The following is an 18,614-nucleotide window of genomic DNA, read 5'->3' on the forward strand; positions in this document are numbered from 1 at the left end:
TTTGGATGGAATAACTAACCGAAATCCAACTATGAAAAAACATTTACTTTTAATCTTATTAATTCTCTTTCCTTTTTTTGCTTCTGCCCAAAGTAGCAACTTTAACTCTCATATACAGCAAGCGCGAAACATGAATATGCAAATGCAGAGGCAAAATCAACAATGGGCAAGTGAACGCAGCAGAGCCGACCAGCAATGGTTCATGCAAACTATGATGAATCGTCAGTCAATGTCTAAAATTCAGCTAACAGAAAAAAAGATTGCCAAAGAAGAGAAAAACAAAAAGAAACTCGAAGAAAAAAATGCAAAGCTAAATTCTGAATTGGAGCAACAGAAAAAACAATTAGAAACACTTGAGAATTCAGATAAAAATTTAAATGAAGACACGCAAAAAAGCATTGAAAAAGCCAAACAAAAAATAGCAAAATCTGAAGAAAAACTAACCAAGTCAAAAGGTGAATTGGAGACAAGCTCTAAGAAAATTGATGATTTGAAAAATGAAAATACAATCTTATTAACTAAGAAATCTGAACTTGAAAAAAAGGAACAAGAAGAAAAAGCCAGAAAACAAAGTCAAGAAGATATAAACAAAGCTCTTTTGCAAAATTTAAAAACAAACTGATTACTTAAAATCATTTAAATGACCAACGAAAACATAATTCAAACCGCATTCGACCTTAACGTTCAATTCGTTGCCAATATAAATACAATGAATTTCGAAAATCTAAATAGTAAGTTCGAAATCAATCAAGCTGTTTTTGAAGAAATAAAAGAAGAATTATTCGACTACTTTGGAACTGATAATTTACCCAAACTAAAAATTCTCATAACCGATTTCATTGTCTTTAAATACAATTCTGGTGAAAAACTTGGCATCGAAGCAAAACTTTTTACAGAAGATAATAAGGAAACTGAATTAACTTTACATACCGAATTCTACAATAATAGCTTAAGATTTAAGTTAATTGAAGTAATGTAGGATTACTTTTTAAAATTCAAAATAGCATAAAATGATCGAGAAAATTATATGTGATTTGCACGGCTCAAAAGAAATGTCTTTCGCTTGTATTCATATCACAACAGCAATAGATTCAAAAAACCAAGTTGGATTTTTCTATTCAGAAGCCGAAGGAGATCTTCCGCAAATTGCGTGGTGCAATTCCTGCGAGCAATATCTTCTCGATAATGGTGAAGAATGGACCGAAAAATTTCAAACTCTAGCCGATTTTAAAATGCTTTGCTCCGATTGTTTTGATGAAGCAAAAAGTAATGAATTAGAGAGCCATCTCAGATAAATACGATTATATGAGAAAGATTATTACGTTTTTTGCATTCGTTATCCTAAATTGCTCTGTTTTCGCGCAAAGCAATGACATCTGGACTTCATTCCCAAATAAAGACACCACCCTTATTGGTTTTAAAGATAAAAACGGAATCATTAAAATAGAACCAAAATTTACAGGTTTCACAACTGCTCAAAAATTCGAAAATATTATAGCGGTTTCTGAAGAAGAAAACGGAAAATGGAAAAGCTACTATCTAACCAAACAAGGAAAAATAGTTGGTCGTGACAGTTTGTATGTTTTTGACAATGGCCCTGATTGTGAAAATGAAGGCTTTATTAGATTCACAAATCATAAAACAGATAAAATGGGAATCTTTAACAGTGAAGGAAAAATTGTAATCCCAGCGCAATACAGCGCTTTAACCAAAGTTAGAAATGGCCTAATCGTTGTCTTAAAAGACGCAGAGAAACAGCAAGATGGAGAACATTTTTTCTGGAAAGGCGGAACTGAATTTCTAATTGACATTCATAACAAAATCCTAATAGAAAATTTTCCTTACAACGATAATTTGAATTACTATTCCTTAGAAAAAACAAAAGAACCAAGCAAAGATGAAACTAAGGAAAGCTTTCTTGGAGTCGACGGCCAATATTATTCTTTTATTAATTATGAAAAAGAATTCACACATTGGTTGAAAAATACTTTTCTTCCCAATTTAACCAAAGCCAATTTAGAAAAATATTCTTTCGATAAAATCACGTATTGGAAAGAGCCCGACGGCTGGATTAGCAAATCTAAAACTAAATTTATTGAACAGAATTATACGCTTTTAAAACTAAAATTACAGCAGTTAAATTCTAAAAACACAGACTACTTTATCTCTTCTGATGGATTAAATCAATTCATTTACGAATCTGAGGAGTACGACATTTATTTCAACAATTGCAACGAATCTAAAGACTGGCAATATCCTACTATGGATATTATAATTAATTCAAAAAACAAAACGGATTTCGGACAAGATCACTTTGAATTTTTGAGAACACAAAATGGCTATAGATTAATTAGTGTTTCGCTTAAAAAAGAAGCTCTTAAATAAGATTCTAGATTAAAGTTTAACTTTGTAAAAAAGTGAACTATGAAGAATTTTCTATTTTTATTCTTGGCGATAGTATTCGAAATCATCGCAACCTCAGCATTAAAAAAATCAGAAGAATTTACAAAATCGATTCCCAGTATCATTACTATAATTGGGTATTGCGGTGCTTTTTATTGTTTGAGTTTTGCAATCAGAACAATTCCAGTTGGTTTTGCGTATGCCATTTGGTCGGGAGTTGGTATTGTTTTAATCACTATTATTGGTGCTGTTTTCTTCAAAGAAATTCCAGATTTGCCTGCTATTATTGGCTTAGCATTAATCGTAATTGGCGTGATTGTAATTAATGTTTTTTCTAAGACTGTGGCGCATTAGAAAAATGCCACGAAGCCACAAAGACGTGAAGTTTTTTAAGTTTTAACCGCTCAATTCAAAACTTATGCTCTATCTTTGATAGTATCAAATGATACTATCATGAAGCCGCCTTATGACATTACTCCTACTATATTAAAGCTAATTAGTTTAATTTCTGAACAGATTGGTGCTTTAAATGCCACTTATCTTGACAAACATTCTCCACAGTTAAGAAAACAAAACAGAATTAAAACCATTCACTCTTCTCTAAAAATTGAAGGAAATACTCTAACTGAAGATCAGATAACTGCTTTAATAGAAAACAAAAGGGTTATAGGACCACAAAAAGATGTTTTAGAAGTTTTAAATGCTATTAGAGTGTATGACGGTTTATCAAAATACAAAGCTTCTTCATCAAAAAGTTTTTTATTAGCCCACCAACAATTAATGAAAGATCTTGTATTAGATGCCGGAAATTATAGAAAACAAGGCGTTGGTATAGTTAAAGGTACAAAGGTCGCGCATATAGCTCCTCCACATGAAAATGTACCTTTTTTGATGAATGATTTATTTGATTACTTAAAAAATAAAGAGGAATTAACTTTAATTAAAAGCTGCGTCTTTCATTATGAAATGGAATTTATTCATCCATTTCTAGACGGAAATGGAAGAATGGGACGATTATGGCAAACCGTTATTTTAATGGAGAAGTATCCTGTATTTGAATTTTTACCTTTTGAAACCTTGATAAGTAAAACACAAGACAATTATTATAAAGCATTAGCCATTAGCGATAATATCGGAAAATCTACTCCCTTTATTGAATATATGCTTGATGTAATTCATAAATCTTTAGAGAGTCTATTGGACTATGACAATAGAATAATCAAAGATATTGATCGATTAGAGTATTTTTATTCGTTAGGTATTAAAGAGTTTACTCGCAAAGATTATATGCATGTATTTAAAGATATTTCAGCCGCAACAGCCAGTAGAGATTTAAAGAAAGGAGTAGCGCTAAAACTTTTCAATATAACAGGAAATCACAATACGAGTAAATATACTTTAAATGCAGAGTGATTTTTTTAAAATAATATATTTTCTATGATTTTAAAAAAAGCTACAATTTCAGATCTTGAAGAAATGCAACAATTGTATGTCCAAACTATCCAAGTGGTTTGTAAAAACGATTATAATGAAGAGCAAAGAAAAGTTTGGTGTTCAGGTGCAAACAATACAGAACGCTGGCTTGAAGTCATTAAAACACAATTTGTTTTATTAGCAATAATAGAAAATCAAATTGCAGGTTTCGGAACTTTAAAAGATGGTAATTATATTGATTTCTTTTACATTCATAAAGATTTTCAACGACAAGGAATTGCAGATAAAATCCTAAACGAATTAGAACTCGAAGCTAGAAAACATAACTCAAAAATTATAACGTCTGATATCAGCATCACTGCAAAACCATTCTTCGAAAAGAAAGGATTCGTTGCTAAAGCCGAACAAAAAAATATTCGCGAAAACGTTGAATTGATTAATTATAAAATGGAGAAGAAATTATCGTGATTTTTTTTATGCCACAAAGGCGCGAAGGCACAAAGTTTAATTATTAATCTTTGTAATACTTAAAAAAATAGCGCCTTTGCGCCTTTGCGGCAAAAAGAACAGCAAGTTTCGGATTTTATACCTTTAAAAACCAATCGATATTTGTATTATAAAATTGAATGAAGATGAACACACAGGAAAACATCAATTATAATCGTATCGCCGAAGCTATAGATTATATCAAAGCAAATTTTAAAGACCAGCCCAATCTTGATGAAGTGGCAGAAAAAGTACATTTGAGTCCGTTTCACTTTCAGAGACTTTTTAGCGAATGGGCAGGCACGAGTCCGAAGAAGTTTTTGCAATATACCAGCATCGAACACGCCAAAAAATTACTGAAAGAAAATCAGGCAACTATTTCTGAAACGGCTTTTGAAACAGGCCTTTCAGGAACAAGCCGTCTCCATGATTTGTTTGTAAATATCGAAGGAATGACTCCTGCCGAATACAAAAATGGCGGAAAAAATCTATTCATTAATTACAGTTTTGCCGAAAGTCCGTTTGGAAACATCATTGTGGCTTCTACCCAAAAAGGCGTTTGTTTTATGGCTTTCGCCGAAGACGAAACAAAAGGCTTTATAGTTCTGAAAGATAAATTTCCGAATGCTCAATTTTCTAAAAAACTGGATTTAGCACAGCAAAATGCGCTATTTATTTTTCAAAACGACTGGAGCAAATTATCTGAAATTAAACTCCATTTAAAAGGAACCGATTTTCAATTGAAAGTCTGGGAAGCTTTGCTGAAAATCCCAATGGGACAGCTTTCTACTTACGGTTCTATTGCACATCAAATTCAGAAACCAAATGCATCACGCGCAGTTGGAACAGCTATTGGCAGTAATCCTGTTGCGTTTCTCATTCCCTGCCACCGCGTAATTCAGTCTTCTGGAATATTCGGGGGTTATATGTGGGGGAATACGCGAAAAACAGCCATTATCGGCTGGGAAGGCGCGCAAATTAATCTATAAATTTTTCTGCCACGACTCGAGCGATAGCGAACAGGCGAAGCAATTCACGAATTTTTCTTTTTAAATACGTTACCTGATATTATTCGAATTAATTCGAAAAAATAATCTCAAAGATTTTAAAAATAATTCGTGAATTCGTGGCGGAAAAACTTAACCCAAAACACCGCAAGTTTCGGATTTTTTAGCTTTTCCGATTTTAGAAACTTTGCATTCTAAAATCATAGAAAATGGAAAAATTAAAAAACAAAATTGCTTTTATTACAGGCGGAACCAACGGAATGGGATTTGCAACAGCGCAAGAATTCATTAACAACGGCGCAAAAGTAATTATAACCGGACGTAGTGAAAAAACCGTACATAAAGCCGTTGAAGAATTAGGCAAAAATGCCATCGGAATTGTTTCTAATGCAGGACAATTATCTGATATTTTCGAACTGCAAAATCAAATTAAGAAACATACCGATAAAATTGATGTTTTGTTTGTAAACGCAGGATATGGCAAATTTAATCCTATTGAAAATGTAACAATCCAAGAGTTTGATGAGGTTTTTAATATGCTGGTAAAAGGAACATTTTTTACTGTACAGCAAATTTTACCGTTAATGCAAGAAGGAAGTTCGATTATTTTAAACACTACTTTCTTAACTGACATCGGGCAATCTAATATGTCAATTTACACTGCTTCAAAAGCAGCGGTTCAATCCTTTATCAAAACTTTTGCTGCCGAATGTAATCCAAAGAAAATCAGGGTAAACGGAATAAGTCCGGGTTATATCGCAACTAATATTTTCAACAATACTGGTTTAAGCGAAGAAAACATTAAAAATACAATCAATGCCGTTACACCCACTCTCCCATTTAAGCGTTTTGGGGAACCTAGCGAAATTGCAAAAACGGCTTTATTCTTAGCCTCAGATGATGCTTCTTATATTCACGGAATCGAATTAAGAGTTGACGGAGGTTTATCAAAAACAAAATCATGAAAACAAAAATAGAATCTCTAAACTGGGAAAGCATCACCGAATCTATGCACGAAAATGGTTTTGCCATTATTCCAAATATTCTTAACAACGAACAATGTGAAGATTTAAAATTTGATTACGACAATCCTAATTTATATCGGAAAACAGTTGTGATGGAACGTTATCGATTTGGTTTGGGCGAATACAAATATTTCAATTATCCGCTGCCAGATTTAATTCAGAATCTTCGAACTTCGATTTATCCAAAACTTGCACCAATTGCTAATGCTTGGATGAAAGCCTTAAATATCAATACAATTTTCCCTGAAATTCATTCTGAATTATTGCAGCAATGTCATGAAAACGATCAATTAAAAGCGACTGTTTTAATTCTAAAATACGGAAAAAGCGGATTCAATACTTTGCATCAGGATTTATATGGCGATGTTTATTTTCCGATTCAGATTGTTTTATTTTTAAACGAACCTGACAAAGATTTTACTGGAGGTGAATTCGTTTTGACGCAACAGACGCCTAGAGCGCAATCTAAAGCCGTAGTTCTAAAACCTAAGAAAGGAGATGTTCTTGTTTTTACAACCAATTTCAGACCTGTAAAAGGAACAAAAGGTTATTATAGAGTAAATATGAAACATGGTGTAAGCGAAGTTCATTCTGGTGAAAGATATACGCTCGGGATTATTTTTCACGATGCGCTATCTTAAATATTTTTCCGCCACGAATTCACGAATTTTCTTTCTAAAATCTTTGCGATTATTTTTTCGAATTAATTCGAATAATATCAGATAAGATATTTAAAAAAAATTCGTGAATTCGTGGCGAAAAAAAAACGAAACAATATGATTCAACACAATAAAATTTCAGATTCTTATCTTCGAAATAAAATTAAAAATGGCGAAATTTGTTTTGGCGGCAACCAAAAACTCAAAATTTACGGAACGCTGAAATGTTCTTCTGGAAAAAGAATGAAACGCGAGAATCGGGTTTTCTTTTCTTCTGAAAATGAAGCCAAACAAAACGGCTTTAGACCTTGCGGACATTGCATGAAAACCGAATATCAAAAATGGAAAAATGGACTTATTTAATCCTCAAATAGACGAAACTACGAATCTGCTTCCGAAAGATGGAACGGTAAATTATTATGGAAAATTATTCTCCAGACAAGATGCAGATTTCTACCGAGATATTTTACTCAATTCTATTGAATGGAAAAATGATGAAGCCGTTATTTTCGGAAAATTAATTCTAACCAAACGAAAAGTAGCTTGGTACGGCGATCAGGAATTTGAATATACGTATTCGAATACCACAAAAAAAGCGCTTCCTTGGACTCCTGAACTTTTACAATTAAAAAAAATCATTGAAGAAAAAACAGGAGAAACGTTCAATTCTTGTCTTTTGAATTTATATCACACAGGCGAAGAAGGAATGGCGTGGCACAGTGATGCCGAAAAAGATTTGAAGAAAAATGGAGCTATCGGATCGGTAAGTTTTGGTGCCGAACGCAAATTTGCTTTCAAACATAAAGAATCAAAAGAAACCGTTTCTTTGATTTTGGAACATGGAAGTTTGTTGGTTATGAAAGATGAAACTCAAACACATTGGCTGCATCGATTGCCGCCAACAAAAACAACTCAAAAGCCTAGAGTTAATTTGACCTTCAGGACTATTGTGAGATAACGTAAAAAAATATTTTCACCATTAAGAGATTAAGAAAATTAAGTGTAATTCTTAATTCTTAATTCTTAATTCTTAATTCTTAATTCTTAATTCTTAATTCTTAATTCTTAATTCTATAATCATTTCTTTTTTGTGGCGACATTTTCATACGAACGTATCAAAGCGTCTTCAAACATTTCGAGTCTTACTCTGGCAAGCTCAACAATTGTCCAGCCTTGTTTTCCCCATTTGTTTGGAACTTCATAAAAAATCTTTTCGCTCGACGCACAAAAAACCGACTGATCAATTTCGTTTAATTTTAAAACAGCGTGATTGTTTTTCTCATCAAAAGTGGCAAAAATTTTCTTTTTGATTCGAAAAGAAGTTTTCTCAAAATGAGGCTCTTCAGTTGCATCTGGAAATGATAGCGCTAATTTTCTAAATTCTTCAATTGAAACCATAATCATCATTTTTAAGATTAAAAGTTTACTTTACCAGCCTTGATTCAGTCCATTTTTAAGAACCTCATCGTATTTTTCTTTATCAAAAGAATATAAGTTTGGAGCTTTGTGTGCGACGTTGCTTTTCTTTTCGTCGAGTTTGTTAAGGATTCCGATATTGGTAATTTTTCTAAGAAAGTTTCGTCTGTCCAGTGTTTTATCCAAAATGGTTTCATATAACTTTTGCAGTTCCGGAATCGTAAATTTCTCGGGCAATAAATTGTAACCAATAGGCATTAAATTCAATTCTGTTCTTAAAGTGTCCAACGCTTTATCCAAAATTTCTCTATGATCTAAGATAAGCTCAGGAACTTCTTTATGATCAATCCATTCTACAACTTCAAATCTGCCTTCTGGATTTGGAAGAATTTGAGAAAAATCGACCAAAGCATAATAGCCAATTGTTACAAAACGTCGCGTGAGCCATTTTCCCTTTTCTTCTTCAATCTGCAGGTATTCGAGTGTTTTTTTATCAAAATGCTGATGGTTACGATTTACTTTTCCAAAGGTTGCAAATTGTCTTAAAAATACGCCATCAACACCTGTTCTGCCATTTAATATTGTAATCGCGGCGGTATCAATATCCTGATCTACAGGAATAAATCCGCCGGGCAGGGACCATTTATTGGCGCGTTCCACTTTAATCAATAAAACTTTTAACTGATTATCATGAAAACCAAAAATGACACAATCTATTGACAGTCCTGGCTGGTAGTTTTCGTTATTATCTAAAATGTCTTTTAACATCTGTTTTGTATAAACTTTCTTTTAATAACCCTGCAATTTACTTCATTTTTATAGAACTAAAATCTTTTCGTAAAACAAAGGGATGATTTTCATTAAAAATAGAAGTGTTGAAATCACAATTTTAACGAAAATTTAAAATCAAATTTAAAAAAAATAAGTACATTGCGTCATAATAACACATTAATGATTTTAATTGTTAGAAAACAAAGAAAAATAATACAAGCTGTTTCCATTTTTCTCAAAGTGAGTGTAGAAATTTAAATACAGAAGCTATGAATGCCAATCCTTTAAAAAACATCAATAAAAAAATCAGGACTTCGATATGGTCGTCTTTTGGTTTTGTTTCGAAAACCTATCTTTTGGAAGCATCTCTAAAATATAGTGAAGAACAGGAAAGAATTTTCAACGAAATGATTGTTGAAACTGATGTAAAAGATAAGAAAGCGAAGAGAGAAGCTTATGAGAAAGCTTTGTATGCATCTTATAAAGGAATTGGCGCAATGGATTTTATTAATACCGTTTTAAAGTAAGTCCTTTACACATTTATAATAATTTATATTGATTGCCTCACTTCGGTGAGTTTATTTATTCCAAAAAAAATGGGGTCTTAAAGACCCCATTTTTTTATTCTGCTAATTCAAAATCAGCTTTTAGTTTTATATCTGCTGATGAAGCTCCGATCATTACTTCAAAATCTCCAAGTTCAGTACCCCATTCTAATTTATTATTATAGAAAGAAAGCTTTTCTTTGTCAATTGTAAATTCGATTGTTTTAGTTTCCCCAGCGTTTAATTTCACTTTTTGGAAATCTTTTAATTCTAAAACTGGACGAACTACAGATCCGAATTTATCTTTTAAATATAATTGAACTACTTCTTCTCCAGCTACTTTTCCAGTATTTTTCAATTGGAAAGAAACTTTGATTGTTTCGTTGCTTTTGATTTTAGTTGAAGATAATTTCAAGCCAGAATAATCAAATGTTGTGTAGCTTAAACCGTATCCAAAAGGAAATTTTGGAGAGTTTTTCAAGTCAATATATGCCGAAACATAGTTGGTTGAATTCTCATCTTTAGCAGGTCTTCCTGTACTAAAGTGGTTGTAATAAATTGGCACCTGTCCTACTTCTCTCGGGAAAGTCATAGGCAGTTTCCCAGACGGATTGTAATCTCCAAACAATACATTTGCGATTGCATTTCCTGCTTCTGTTCCTAACCACCAAGTGTAAACAATTGCTGGAACATTATCTGCAGTCCAGTTAAAAACTAAAGGTCTTCCAGCGTTTATTAAAACTATAACCGGTTTTCCTGTTGCCATAACTGCTTTTACTAAATCTTCCTGAACACCTGGCAAATGCAAATCGCTGCGGCTTTTTGCCTCACCGCTCATATCGCGTCTTTCGCCAATACTTAAAATGACAACATCGGCTTGTTTTGCCGTTGCTACCGCTTCTGCAAAGCCGTCTTTATTATTTCCTTCTATTTCGCATCCTTTTGCATAAAGCAATTTGGTGTTTTTCCCTACTTTATTCTGCAAACCATCCCATTGCGAAACGATCCATTTGTTATAGTCAACTTCTGGAAGTTCAACAGCCCAGAATCCCATATTTTCTTTGTACTCTTTTACCATCGGCCCAATAAAGGCGATTGTTTTTGCATTTTTAGAAATTGGTAAAGTCTGGTTTTCATTCTTTAACAAAACGATACTTTTCTCTGCCATTTCACGTGCTGCCTTTCTGTGCTCTGGATTGTTTAACGCTTTCTCTTCGCGTTTTGCATCAGAATATCTGTAAGGATCATCAAATAATCCCATCTCGAATTTCTTGCGAAGAATACGTCTTACCGCATCGTCAACCAAATCAATAGAAACTCTTCCTTCTTTTACTAACTCTGCTAAATTCTTACGGTATGCATTACTTTCCATATCCATGTCGCTTCCTGCAGTAATCGCAGCATAAGCGGCTTCTTTAAGATCTTTAGAATAACCGTGAGCAACCATTTCTCCAATTGATCCCCAATCTGAAACTACGAAACCTTGGAAGTTCCATTTTCCTTTTAAGATATCTCTCTGCAAATGCGCATTTCCAGTTGCCGGAATTCCGTTAATATCATTAAATGAATTCATGAAAGTTGCTGCTCCAGCGTCTAAAGCGGCTTTAAATGGAGGCAAATACGTTTCTAAAAGCATTCTTTCACTCATATCAACCGAGTTATAATCTCTTCCTCCAACTCCGGCACCATATGCAGCAAAGTGTTTTACGCAAGCCATTACAGAGTTTAATTCTCCTAGTTTATTTCCTTGAAAACCTTTTACTCTTGCATAAGCGATTTTAGAACCTAAATAAGTATCTTCTCCTGCACCTTCCATTACACGTCCCCAACGCGGATCACGTCCGATATCTACCATTGGAGCAAATGTCCAGTGGATTCCGCTTGCTGCTGCTTCAATTGCCGCAACTCTTGCTCCTAATTCTATAGCTTCTAAATCCCAACTTGCTGCTTCTGCTAACGGAAGAGGGAAAGTGGTTTTGTAGCCATGAATAACGTCTTGTCCAAACAGCAACGGAATTTTAAGTCTTGACTGCATTGCCAATTCCTGATATTGTCTCGTATATTTTGATCCGATAACATTCAGCATCGAACCGATTAAACCTTGTTTGATTTCGGCTTGTTTGTTCGGGTTGATTGTAATTGGCCCAGTTGCCTGATTATCGCCAGTGTACTGATTCAGCTGGCCGACTTTTTCTTCAATTGTCATTTTTTTCAACAGATCATTGACTTTCTGATCTATTGACTGCTGCTGTGCCGACGCCATAAGCGAAAGCATAAACAGCGTAATTGTTGTTACTTTTTTCATAGTTTAAGTTTTTACCAAACGTAAGTCGCTACTGCGCCAGCGTTTAGCGTGGTTGAGGTTTGTTTTTGGTTGTATTTAATATTAAATGTTTCTGCCGAAGCTCCGTCATTTTCTACAATTAAAACAGTTTGTCCTGATGGAGTTTTGAAAGCCACATTATATAAGTTTCCTGCAATATTACTTCCAATTCTTACTGAACCCTCTGGAACAAATTTAGAAGCGTGTCCTATAATATAATATCCTACTTCTCTTTTGATATTTTGATTTTGATCAATCATCAAAGCTCCTTTACAAGTTGAACATCCTCCTGGTGTAAAAGGTTTGTAGAATTCATCATTTGCTAATCCCCAAGAAAGTGCATTTTTACTCCAGTTTCTCATCGAACCGATTACTACATTTTTTACACTCCATTTTAGATCGTTTTCAAAATTGCTTCCAGATCCTGTATATTGTTCGGTAAAATACAAATCTTTATTCGGAAATGCATTATGAACCGTTGTTAAAGCACTAATATCTCCTTCATACAAATGAAAAGCTGATCCTGTTACAAACGGATTTGCTTTTGGATCTTTTAAAATCGTTAAAGGATATTCCGGTTTATTGCAGTTGTGATCGTAAACAATGATTTTTGTTTTGATTCCTGCTTTCGCGAAAGCGGGACCTAAATGATTTCCAATAAAATCTGCCTGCTGCTCTGCCAACATCAATAAACTCGGATTGTTTCCTGGATGCAAAGGTTCATTTTGTGGTGTAATCGCATCAATCACAATTCCGTGAGATTTCATTGCCTGAATGTATTTCACAAAATACTGCGCGTATACTTCATAATATTTTGGCTGTAAACTTCCACCTTTTGAACTTCCGTTATCTTTCATCCAAACTGGAGGCGACCACGGAGAACCCATTATTTTTATTTTAGGATTTATAGCTAAAATCTCTTTTAAAACCGGAATTACATCTTCTAAATCTGGTCCTAAATTAAAATGTTTTAGTTCTAAATCGGTTTGCCCTTCTGGCATATCATCATACGAAAAAACTTTTTCATTCAAATCTGATGCTCCAATACTTAGTCTTAAATAACTTAAACCAATTGCGTCGTCTTTTCTAGAAAATAATTCCTGAAGTAAAGCTTCTCTTTTTGGTTTATCCAATTTTTTGATAGCCTGAGCGCTTCCTCCTGTTAACGAAAATCCGAAACCTTCTATGGTTTGAAATTTCTCTGCTGGATTTACTTCAATTGTTGGATTTGAATTTGTTTCTGAAGCAAAAGTCAAATCGGTTTGTTTTTTAAGTTTTGACGTTTCATCTGTGGTCGTAATCCAAGAAGAAACTTTTCCAGTATTTTTTACAGCATTTGTTGAAGATCCACAGTTGAACTGCATTGCAATTAAGGGCAGCAAAACTAGAATTTGAAGTTTTTTGTTGATGTTTTTCATTTTAATCTATTTCTATTAAGACAGGCAAATGATCTGACGGATATTTTAAATCTTTAGAATCACTTAGCACTGCGTGTTTTTTAACGGTTAAACCACTATTTTTTGAAATAAAAATGTAGTCTAATAATAAGGTTACGGGTTCATTATGTTTGAAATCGTTGAAAGTTCCTGAAGGTCCGAAAGGCTTTTCTTTTGAAACGTCTCTAGTATCGTTCATCACTTTTTTGATTTCGCCAATTTGTGGTGTACTTGGTTCCGAATTAAAATCTCCCATTAAAAAAGCAGGATAATTTTTAGTGTTCAGTTCTTTCATTTTTGAAAGAACAAGCTGTACGCCTTTCACTCTTGCTTCTTCACCCATGTGATCCAAATGCAAATTGAAAACCCAGAATGTTTTTTTAGTTTTTAAATCTTTAAAAAGTCCATAAGTACAAACTCTGTTGCAGGCCGCATCCCAACCTCTTGAAACTACATTTGGAGTTTCTGATAGCCAGAAAGTATTGGATTGTTCTACCTTGAAACGATCTTTTTTATAGTAAATCGTACAAGCTTCTCCCAAGCCTCCTTCTTCTCTTCCTACTCCAAACTTGTTATAATTGGTCTGCGCATTTGCAATATCTATTACCTGTTTTGGTGTCGCTTCCTGAACTCCAAAAATGTCTGGACTGTAAAAACCGATTTGAGCATTAAAATAATCTTTTCGGTTTGGCCAGGCATTTTCTCCATCTGATGCAACATCGAGACGAACATTGTAAGTCATAATTTTTAAATTCTGACCATAAAATGAGTTCACGGTTAAAAGCAGCATTACTGCAAAAACAAGGTTTTTTATCTTTTTCATGTTAAAAAATTTTAATCCCGTAAAGCTAGGTTTTCCGAGGCTTTGGAGAAAAATATTAACTTAAAAAATATGTTAATTATGTCTTATTTGTATAATAACATTTTAAAAGTGCATAAAAATTAGAACGCTGATAAAACAGGTTTTAATTATAAACTCTTACGTAGTCAACTTCATAAGTTGCACTTTTAAAGTTTGGATCTACTGCGCCTCCAAAATTTCCTCCCATCGCAAAATTCAGAATAACAAAGAATTTTTCGTTAAAAGGAGTTGAACTTGAATTTTTGAACGTATAGAATAAAGTATCGTCTACATAGAATTTGATACTTTCTGCGCTCCATTCTGCCGCATAAATATGAAATTCTGTTGCTGTGTTTGCAATTTTTATGGTTTTAGTATCAGGCGTATTTCCAGAACGTCCCGGAGAATGAAGAGAAGAATGAATTACATCTGGATTATTCCCAACCGATTCTAAAATATCAATTTCTCCGCAAGCAGGCCAAGGCACCGTATCGATATTATCTCCTAAAAGCCAGAAAGCTGGCCATGTTCCACCACCAACAGGCAGTTTTGCGCGAACTTCGGCTCTTCCGTATTTGAACGAAAATTTACCTTTTGTCAGCATTCTTGTTGAAGTGTATTTACTTCCTTGATAATCTTCTCTAATTGCTGTGATTTTTAAAATTCCGTTATCAATTCTAACGTTTTCTGTCCTGTTAGTATAGTATTGCAATTCGTTATTTCCAAAGCCATTGCCAGTTCCTAAATCATACCCCCATTTTGAAGAGTCTGGAGCTCCGTCTGTATTAAACTCATCTGACCAGATTAATTTTCTAGCAACAAAAATGTTTACTGTTGCTGTAGTATGAGTGTATTTTATGCCGTTAAATGCTGTAACATCAATAGTATAGGTTTTGGTTCCTGGCTCAGTAAATTCATAAGCAAAAGTGTTGGCTGTAATTTCTTTTGTTTCATTGTTGACCACAATTTTATACGACTTTGCATTGGCAGCTTCTATTTTTAAACTAATTTTTCCGCTTCCATCACCATTTGGCATTTCGGCCGTTTTGCCCACTACATCAACTTGCAGAGAAATTTTATCGGGTGCTACCACCACAGGATCTTCAGTCGAATCATTATTGCTGCTGCACGATTGAAATACAAACAGCAGGATTAAAGTAAATACCCCTGCCTTATTTATGAAATTGATTATTTTCATCTTTTTATTATTTAATGGTTTAGTTAATAAATTGACTTTCAATATAAATATTATTTCTTCTACTTTTTTGTTTTGTTAATAACAAAGTCTAAAATTGAAGAAAATTACTATTTTTAGAATCTATTTTATTTCCAAGTATAAGTTCCAACTGATCCCGCTTCTAACGAAGTTGTTACCCATTTTCCGTTAAATTTAATATTGAAAGTTTCTGTTGCAGCACCATCATTTTCAACAATCAATACTTTCGTGTCTGAAGGCGTAATAAAAGCAACATTTTGCAAGCTTCCGCCCGAATTACTTTCAATTCGAGTTGATCCCATCGGAACAAATTTTGAAGCGTGGGCAATAATATAATAAGCTACATTACGCTGAAAACTATCGCTTGACATTATGGTTATAGCACCTTTGCACATGGTGCAGCCGCCATCTGTATTTGGACCAAAATTTTGATTGTTGGCTACATTCCATTCTAATGCATTTTTACTGTAGTTTCTCATCGATCCGATAATTACATTTCGAAGATGCCATTTCAAATCGCCATCAAAACTACCGTCTGAAGAAGTCCATTGTTCTGTAAAATATACATTTTTAGTCGGATACGAATTATAAACGTTTGTCAATGCACTGATATCTCCTGCGTATAAATGAAAAGCCGATCCGTCTACAAATGGAAAAGCTTCTGCATCTGCCAAAATTGCTTTTGGATAATTTGGGTTATCACAATTGTGATCATAAGCAATAATTTTTACATTTAGATTTGCTGCTTTAAATGCAGGCCCTAAACTTTTTTTAATGAAGTTTGCCTGATCTGCTGCAGACATATACATACTTGGATTATTTCCATCATGCAAAGGTTCGTTTTGAGGAGTTACTGCGTCTATTGTAATTCCTTCTGCTTTCATCTGCTGAATGTATTTTACAAAATATTTAGCGTAAACATCATAATATTCTGTTTTCAGTTTGCCTCCTTTAAAACTAGCACCATCTTTCATCCAAATCGGTGCAGACCAAGGTGTTCCCAAGATTAAAATTTTCGGATTAATTGCCAGAATTTCTTTTAGCATAGCAATAAGATTTTTGTCTTTTTCTAAACTAAATTTATCAAGATTTAAATCTGTTTCTCCTGCCGCAAGATCATTATATGTAAAAGGTGCCGCATTTAAATCTGATGCTCCAATACTGATTCTGATATAACTTACTCCGATTGAATTTTCGCCAGAACCAAATAATTCCTGTAAAAGAGCCGTTCTTTTTGCTGGATTTAACTGGTTTATAACGTCTACACTTCCGCCTGTCAAAGTATATCCAAAACCATCAATAGTCTGGTATTTTTGGGTTGCGTTTACTTCGATATTGGCATAAGCATTTGCTGTTGTGCCAAATCCTAATACTCCTGATTGTTTTGCCAATAAAACGCTTTGATTACCTTTTGTCAGCCAGAAATCTACATCGTTGGTGACCACAACCGGCGGATTTACCACTGGCGGATCTACAGGCGGATTCTCTACTGGATCACTTGAAGAGGAGCATTTTACTTGAGCCAAAACTGCGGCCATGAAGAAAAATGCTTTTATGGTATTTTTCAAATTAAATTTCATTTTCTGTGGTTATTTAGTTAGTTGACAATTAGTATACAATTGTCTGTATCGCATGCGCTGGAATTGTGATTGTCGATTTCTCTTTTTTATTTTCTAAAGAATACACAATTTCTTTTTCAGATTGATTCATTACGACTGTAATCAATTGTCCGTCAGTATTTTTGAAAGAAGTACTTACTAATGATTTGTCACCTGTCGTTTCAAGCACTCTTTTTGCATTTGGTCTAATAAATTTTGAGAAATGTCCAATGTAATAGTACATTGGCGTATAAATTAATTCATCTTTTGTGGTGTCTGCATGAATGGGCGCAAAACAGAAATTTCCAACATGATTAGGCCCCCCTTTTTGATCTAGAAGAATATTCCAGTCTGTCCAGGCTACAGTTCCGTTATTAAAATCATTAATCATATTGATTCCGTAACGTTCTGCATTTCCCCAAAACTGATATTTAGACGCGTCAAATTTTTCGATGCAGCCTTCTGTAAAAATCAGGTTTTTATTTGGAAAAGCTTTGTGAACTTCTGCTACAGATTCAAATTGCGGTGGGCCTCCGTTCCAAGTTTCATACCAGTGAAATCCAATTCCCCAAGCATATTTCGAAACTTCAGGATCTGAGAAAACGAGATTGGCTCTTTTAGTTAGCATATCTCCTCGATTATGATCCCAAATAATAACGTTTTTAGAACCTAATCCTTCTTTTTCTAAAGTTGGCCCCAAATGATTTTTAAGAAAATCTCTTTCTGCTTCTGGAGTATAAATACAAGATTCCCAACTTTGTCTGGCCATTGGCTCGTTCTGAACCGATAATCCCCAGATTGGAATTCCTTCTTTTTCGTATTCTTTTATAAATTTAGCATAGTACAATGCCCAAGCTGGAGCATATTCAGGCAATAAAACGCCGCCGTGCAAAATGTCATTATTGTCTTTCATAAAAGCTGGGGGACTCCATGGGCTGACAAATAAAGTTAGTTTCCCGCCGGCTGTTTCAATTGCTTTTTTGATTAAAGGAATTCTATATTTTCGATCGTGATCTATATTAAAAGTTTTCAGCTCCTTGTCTCCTTCAGCAATGTAAGTATAGCTGTCACTGCTGAAATCGCAACTGTGAATGTTTGTTCTAGCTAAAGAATAACCAATGCCATTTCTTTTGTCGTAATAAGCATTTAGAAATTCCTTCTGCTTTTTTGGAGATAATTTTGCAAAAACTTCTGCACTTGCATCTGTAATGGCACCTCCAATTCCAAGAAAGGTCTGGTCTGTTTTTTCAGTATCTACAGTAATAGAAACCGTTGCTATTTTTTGTGTGTTGTTAGAAATTAAATCATTTGATAATGACAATTTTCTGTTTGTGTTTTCGGCAGTAGTAAATACCTTTATTTTAGTTTTTTGCTGAGAGAAAGCACTCAACTGTGTGAAGATTATAAAGGCTGATATAAATATTTTAGTTTGAACATTCATCTCTTTAAAAAAT

Annotated in this window: 21 protein-coding genes; 13 read left to right on the forward strand and 8 right to left on the reverse strand. The window is 33.9% G+C overall.

Annotated elements, in window-relative coordinates; all coding sequences use genetic code 11:
- Nucleotides 1-31 precede the first annotated feature (31 nt).
- The 12 genes from ACWA1F_RS00375 (at nucleotide 32) to ACWA1F_RS00430 (ending at nucleotide 7,972) form a co-directional block, all read left to right on the forward strand.
- A complete protein-coding gene (locus tag ACWA1F_RS00375; protein WP_456890720.1) occupies nucleotides 32-622 on the forward strand; it encodes a hypothetical protein in 591 nt (196 codons plus the stop codon).
- 18 nt (nucleotides 623-640) lie between these two features.
- Nucleotides 641-979, forward strand: a complete 339-nt coding sequence (locus ACWA1F_RS00380; RefSeq protein ID WP_456890722.1) for a hypothetical protein — start codon at nucleotides 641-643, stop codon at nucleotides 977-979.
- Nucleotides 980-1,010: 31 nt separating this feature from the next.
- Nucleotides 1,011-1,295 (forward strand): hypothetical protein, encoded by a 285-nt coding sequence (locus tag ACWA1F_RS00385; RefSeq protein WP_456890723.1) that lies wholly within the window; start codon nucleotides 1,011-1,013, stop codon nucleotides 1,293-1,295.
- A gap of 10 nt (nucleotides 1,296-1,305) precedes the next feature.
- On the forward strand, nucleotides 1,306-2,385 hold the full coding sequence (locus tag ACWA1F_RS00390; RefSeq protein WP_456890724.1) for a WG repeat-containing protein: 1,080 nt from the start codon (nucleotides 1,306-1,308) through the stop codon (nucleotides 2,383-2,385).
- 39 nt (nucleotides 2,386-2,424) lie between these two features.
- The gene (locus ACWA1F_RS00395; protein WP_306155883.1) at nucleotides 2,425-2,757 is read left to right on the forward strand and encodes a DMT family transporter; all 333 of its coding nucleotides are present in this window, start codon (nucleotides 2,425-2,427) and stop codon (nucleotides 2,755-2,757) included.
- Nucleotides 2,758-2,856: 99 nt separating this feature from the next.
- Nucleotides 2,857-3,816 carry a Fic family protein gene (locus ACWA1F_RS00400; protein WP_456890726.1) on the forward strand — a complete coding sequence of 320 codons (960 nt, stop codon included), beginning with the start codon at nucleotides 2,857-2,859 and terminating at the stop codon, nucleotides 3,814-3,816.
- Nucleotides 3,817-3,840: 24 nt separating this feature from the next.
- Complete coding sequence (locus ACWA1F_RS00405) at nucleotides 3,841-4,305, forward strand: GNAT family N-acetyltransferase (RefSeq protein WP_456890727.1); 465 nt, start codon at nucleotides 3,841-3,843, stop codon at nucleotides 4,303-4,305.
- 164 nt (nucleotides 4,306-4,469) lie between these two features.
- A complete protein-coding gene (locus tag ACWA1F_RS00410) occupies nucleotides 4,470-5,312 on the forward strand; it encodes a bifunctional helix-turn-helix domain-containing protein/methylated-DNA--[protein]-cysteine S-methyltransferase (protein ID WP_456890729.1) in 843 nt (280 codons plus the stop codon).
- A 227-nt stretch (nucleotides 5,313-5,539) separates the two neighbouring features.
- Nucleotides 5,540-6,295, forward strand: coding sequence for an SDR family oxidoreductase (locus ACWA1F_RS00415; RefSeq protein ID WP_456890731.1), 756 nt, complete (start codon nucleotides 5,540-5,542; stop codon nucleotides 6,293-6,295).
- Nucleotides 6,292-6,996, forward strand: a complete 705-nt coding sequence (locus tag ACWA1F_RS00420) for a 2OG-Fe(II) oxygenase (RefSeq protein WP_456890732.1) — start codon at nucleotides 6,292-6,294, stop codon at nucleotides 6,994-6,996. Before ACWA1F_RS00415 ends, ACWA1F_RS00420 begins: the two co-directional genes overlap by 4 nt.
- Nucleotides 6,997-7,131: 135 nt before the next feature.
- Nucleotides 7,132-7,377, forward strand: a complete 246-nt coding sequence (locus ACWA1F_RS00425) for an Ada metal-binding domain-containing protein (RefSeq protein ID WP_456890734.1) — start codon at nucleotides 7,132-7,134, stop codon at nucleotides 7,375-7,377.
- On the forward strand, nucleotides 7,364-7,972 hold the full coding sequence (locus tag ACWA1F_RS00430; protein WP_456890736.1) for an alpha-ketoglutarate-dependent dioxygenase AlkB family protein: 609 nt from the start codon (nucleotides 7,364-7,366) through the stop codon (nucleotides 7,970-7,972). Before ACWA1F_RS00425 ends, ACWA1F_RS00430 begins: the two co-directional genes overlap by 14 nt.
- A gap of 119 nt (nucleotides 7,973-8,091) precedes the next feature.
- Here the strand turns inward: ACWA1F_RS00430 and ACWA1F_RS00435 are convergent, their stop codons facing one another.
- A complete protein-coding gene (locus ACWA1F_RS00435; protein ID WP_456890738.1) occupies nucleotides 8,092-8,412 on the reverse strand; it encodes an MmcQ/YjbR family DNA-binding protein in 321 nt (106 codons plus the stop codon).
- A gap of 30 nt (nucleotides 8,413-8,442) precedes the next feature.
- Nucleotides 8,443-9,198 (reverse strand): NUDIX hydrolase, encoded by a 756-nt coding sequence (locus ACWA1F_RS00440; protein ID WP_306155874.1) that lies wholly within the window; start codon nucleotides 9,196-9,198, stop codon nucleotides 8,443-8,445.
- Nucleotides 9,199-9,470: 272 nt separating this feature from the next.
- Between ACWA1F_RS00440 and ACWA1F_RS00445 the strand changes: the two genes are divergently transcribed.
- Nucleotides 9,471-9,728: a hypothetical protein gene (locus ACWA1F_RS00445; protein WP_306155873.1), complete on the forward strand. Its 258-nt coding sequence runs from the start codon at nucleotides 9,471-9,473 to the stop codon at nucleotides 9,726-9,728.
- 94 nt (nucleotides 9,729-9,822) lie between these two features.
- Here the strand turns inward: ACWA1F_RS00445 and ACWA1F_RS00450 are convergent, their stop codons facing one another.
- The 6 genes from ACWA1F_RS00450 to ACWA1F_RS00475 form a co-directional block, all read right to left on the reverse strand.
- On the reverse strand, nucleotides 9,823-12,051 hold the full coding sequence (locus tag ACWA1F_RS00450; protein WP_456890740.1) for a glycoside hydrolase family 3 N-terminal domain-containing protein: 2,229 nt from the start codon (nucleotides 12,049-12,051) through the stop codon (nucleotides 9,823-9,825).
- 11 nt (nucleotides 12,052-12,062) lie between these two features.
- Entirely contained in the window at nucleotides 12,063-13,487 is a 1,425-nt protein-coding gene (locus ACWA1F_RS00455; RefSeq protein ID WP_456890742.1) for a glycoside hydrolase family 30 protein, read from the reverse strand.
- 1 nt (nucleotide 13,488) lies between these two features.
- Nucleotides 13,489-14,328 carry an endonuclease/exonuclease/phosphatase family protein gene (locus ACWA1F_RS00460; RefSeq protein WP_456890744.1) on the reverse strand — a complete coding sequence of 280 codons (840 nt, stop codon included), beginning with the start codon at nucleotides 14,326-14,328 and terminating at the stop codon, nucleotides 13,489-13,491.
- 142 nt (nucleotides 14,329-14,470) lie between these two features.
- The gene (locus ACWA1F_RS00465; protein WP_456890746.1) at nucleotides 14,471-15,544 is read right to left on the reverse strand and encodes a glycoside hydrolase family 16 protein; all 1,074 of its coding nucleotides are present in this window, start codon (nucleotides 15,542-15,544) and stop codon (nucleotides 14,471-14,473) included.
- Between the two features lie 125 nt (nucleotides 15,545-15,669).
- On the reverse strand, nucleotides 15,670-17,142 hold the full coding sequence (locus ACWA1F_RS00470) for a glycoside hydrolase family 30 protein (RefSeq protein ID WP_456890747.1): 1,473 nt from the start codon (nucleotides 17,140-17,142) through the stop codon (nucleotides 15,670-15,672).
- 28 nt (nucleotides 17,143-17,170) lie between these two features.
- Entirely contained in the window at nucleotides 17,171-18,601 is a 1,431-nt protein-coding gene (locus ACWA1F_RS00475; RefSeq protein WP_456890749.1) for a glycoside hydrolase family 30 protein, read from the reverse strand.
- Between the last annotated feature and the right edge of the window lie 13 nt (nucleotides 18,602-18,614).

Source organism: Flavobacterium erigeronis, from assembly GCF_054075165.1.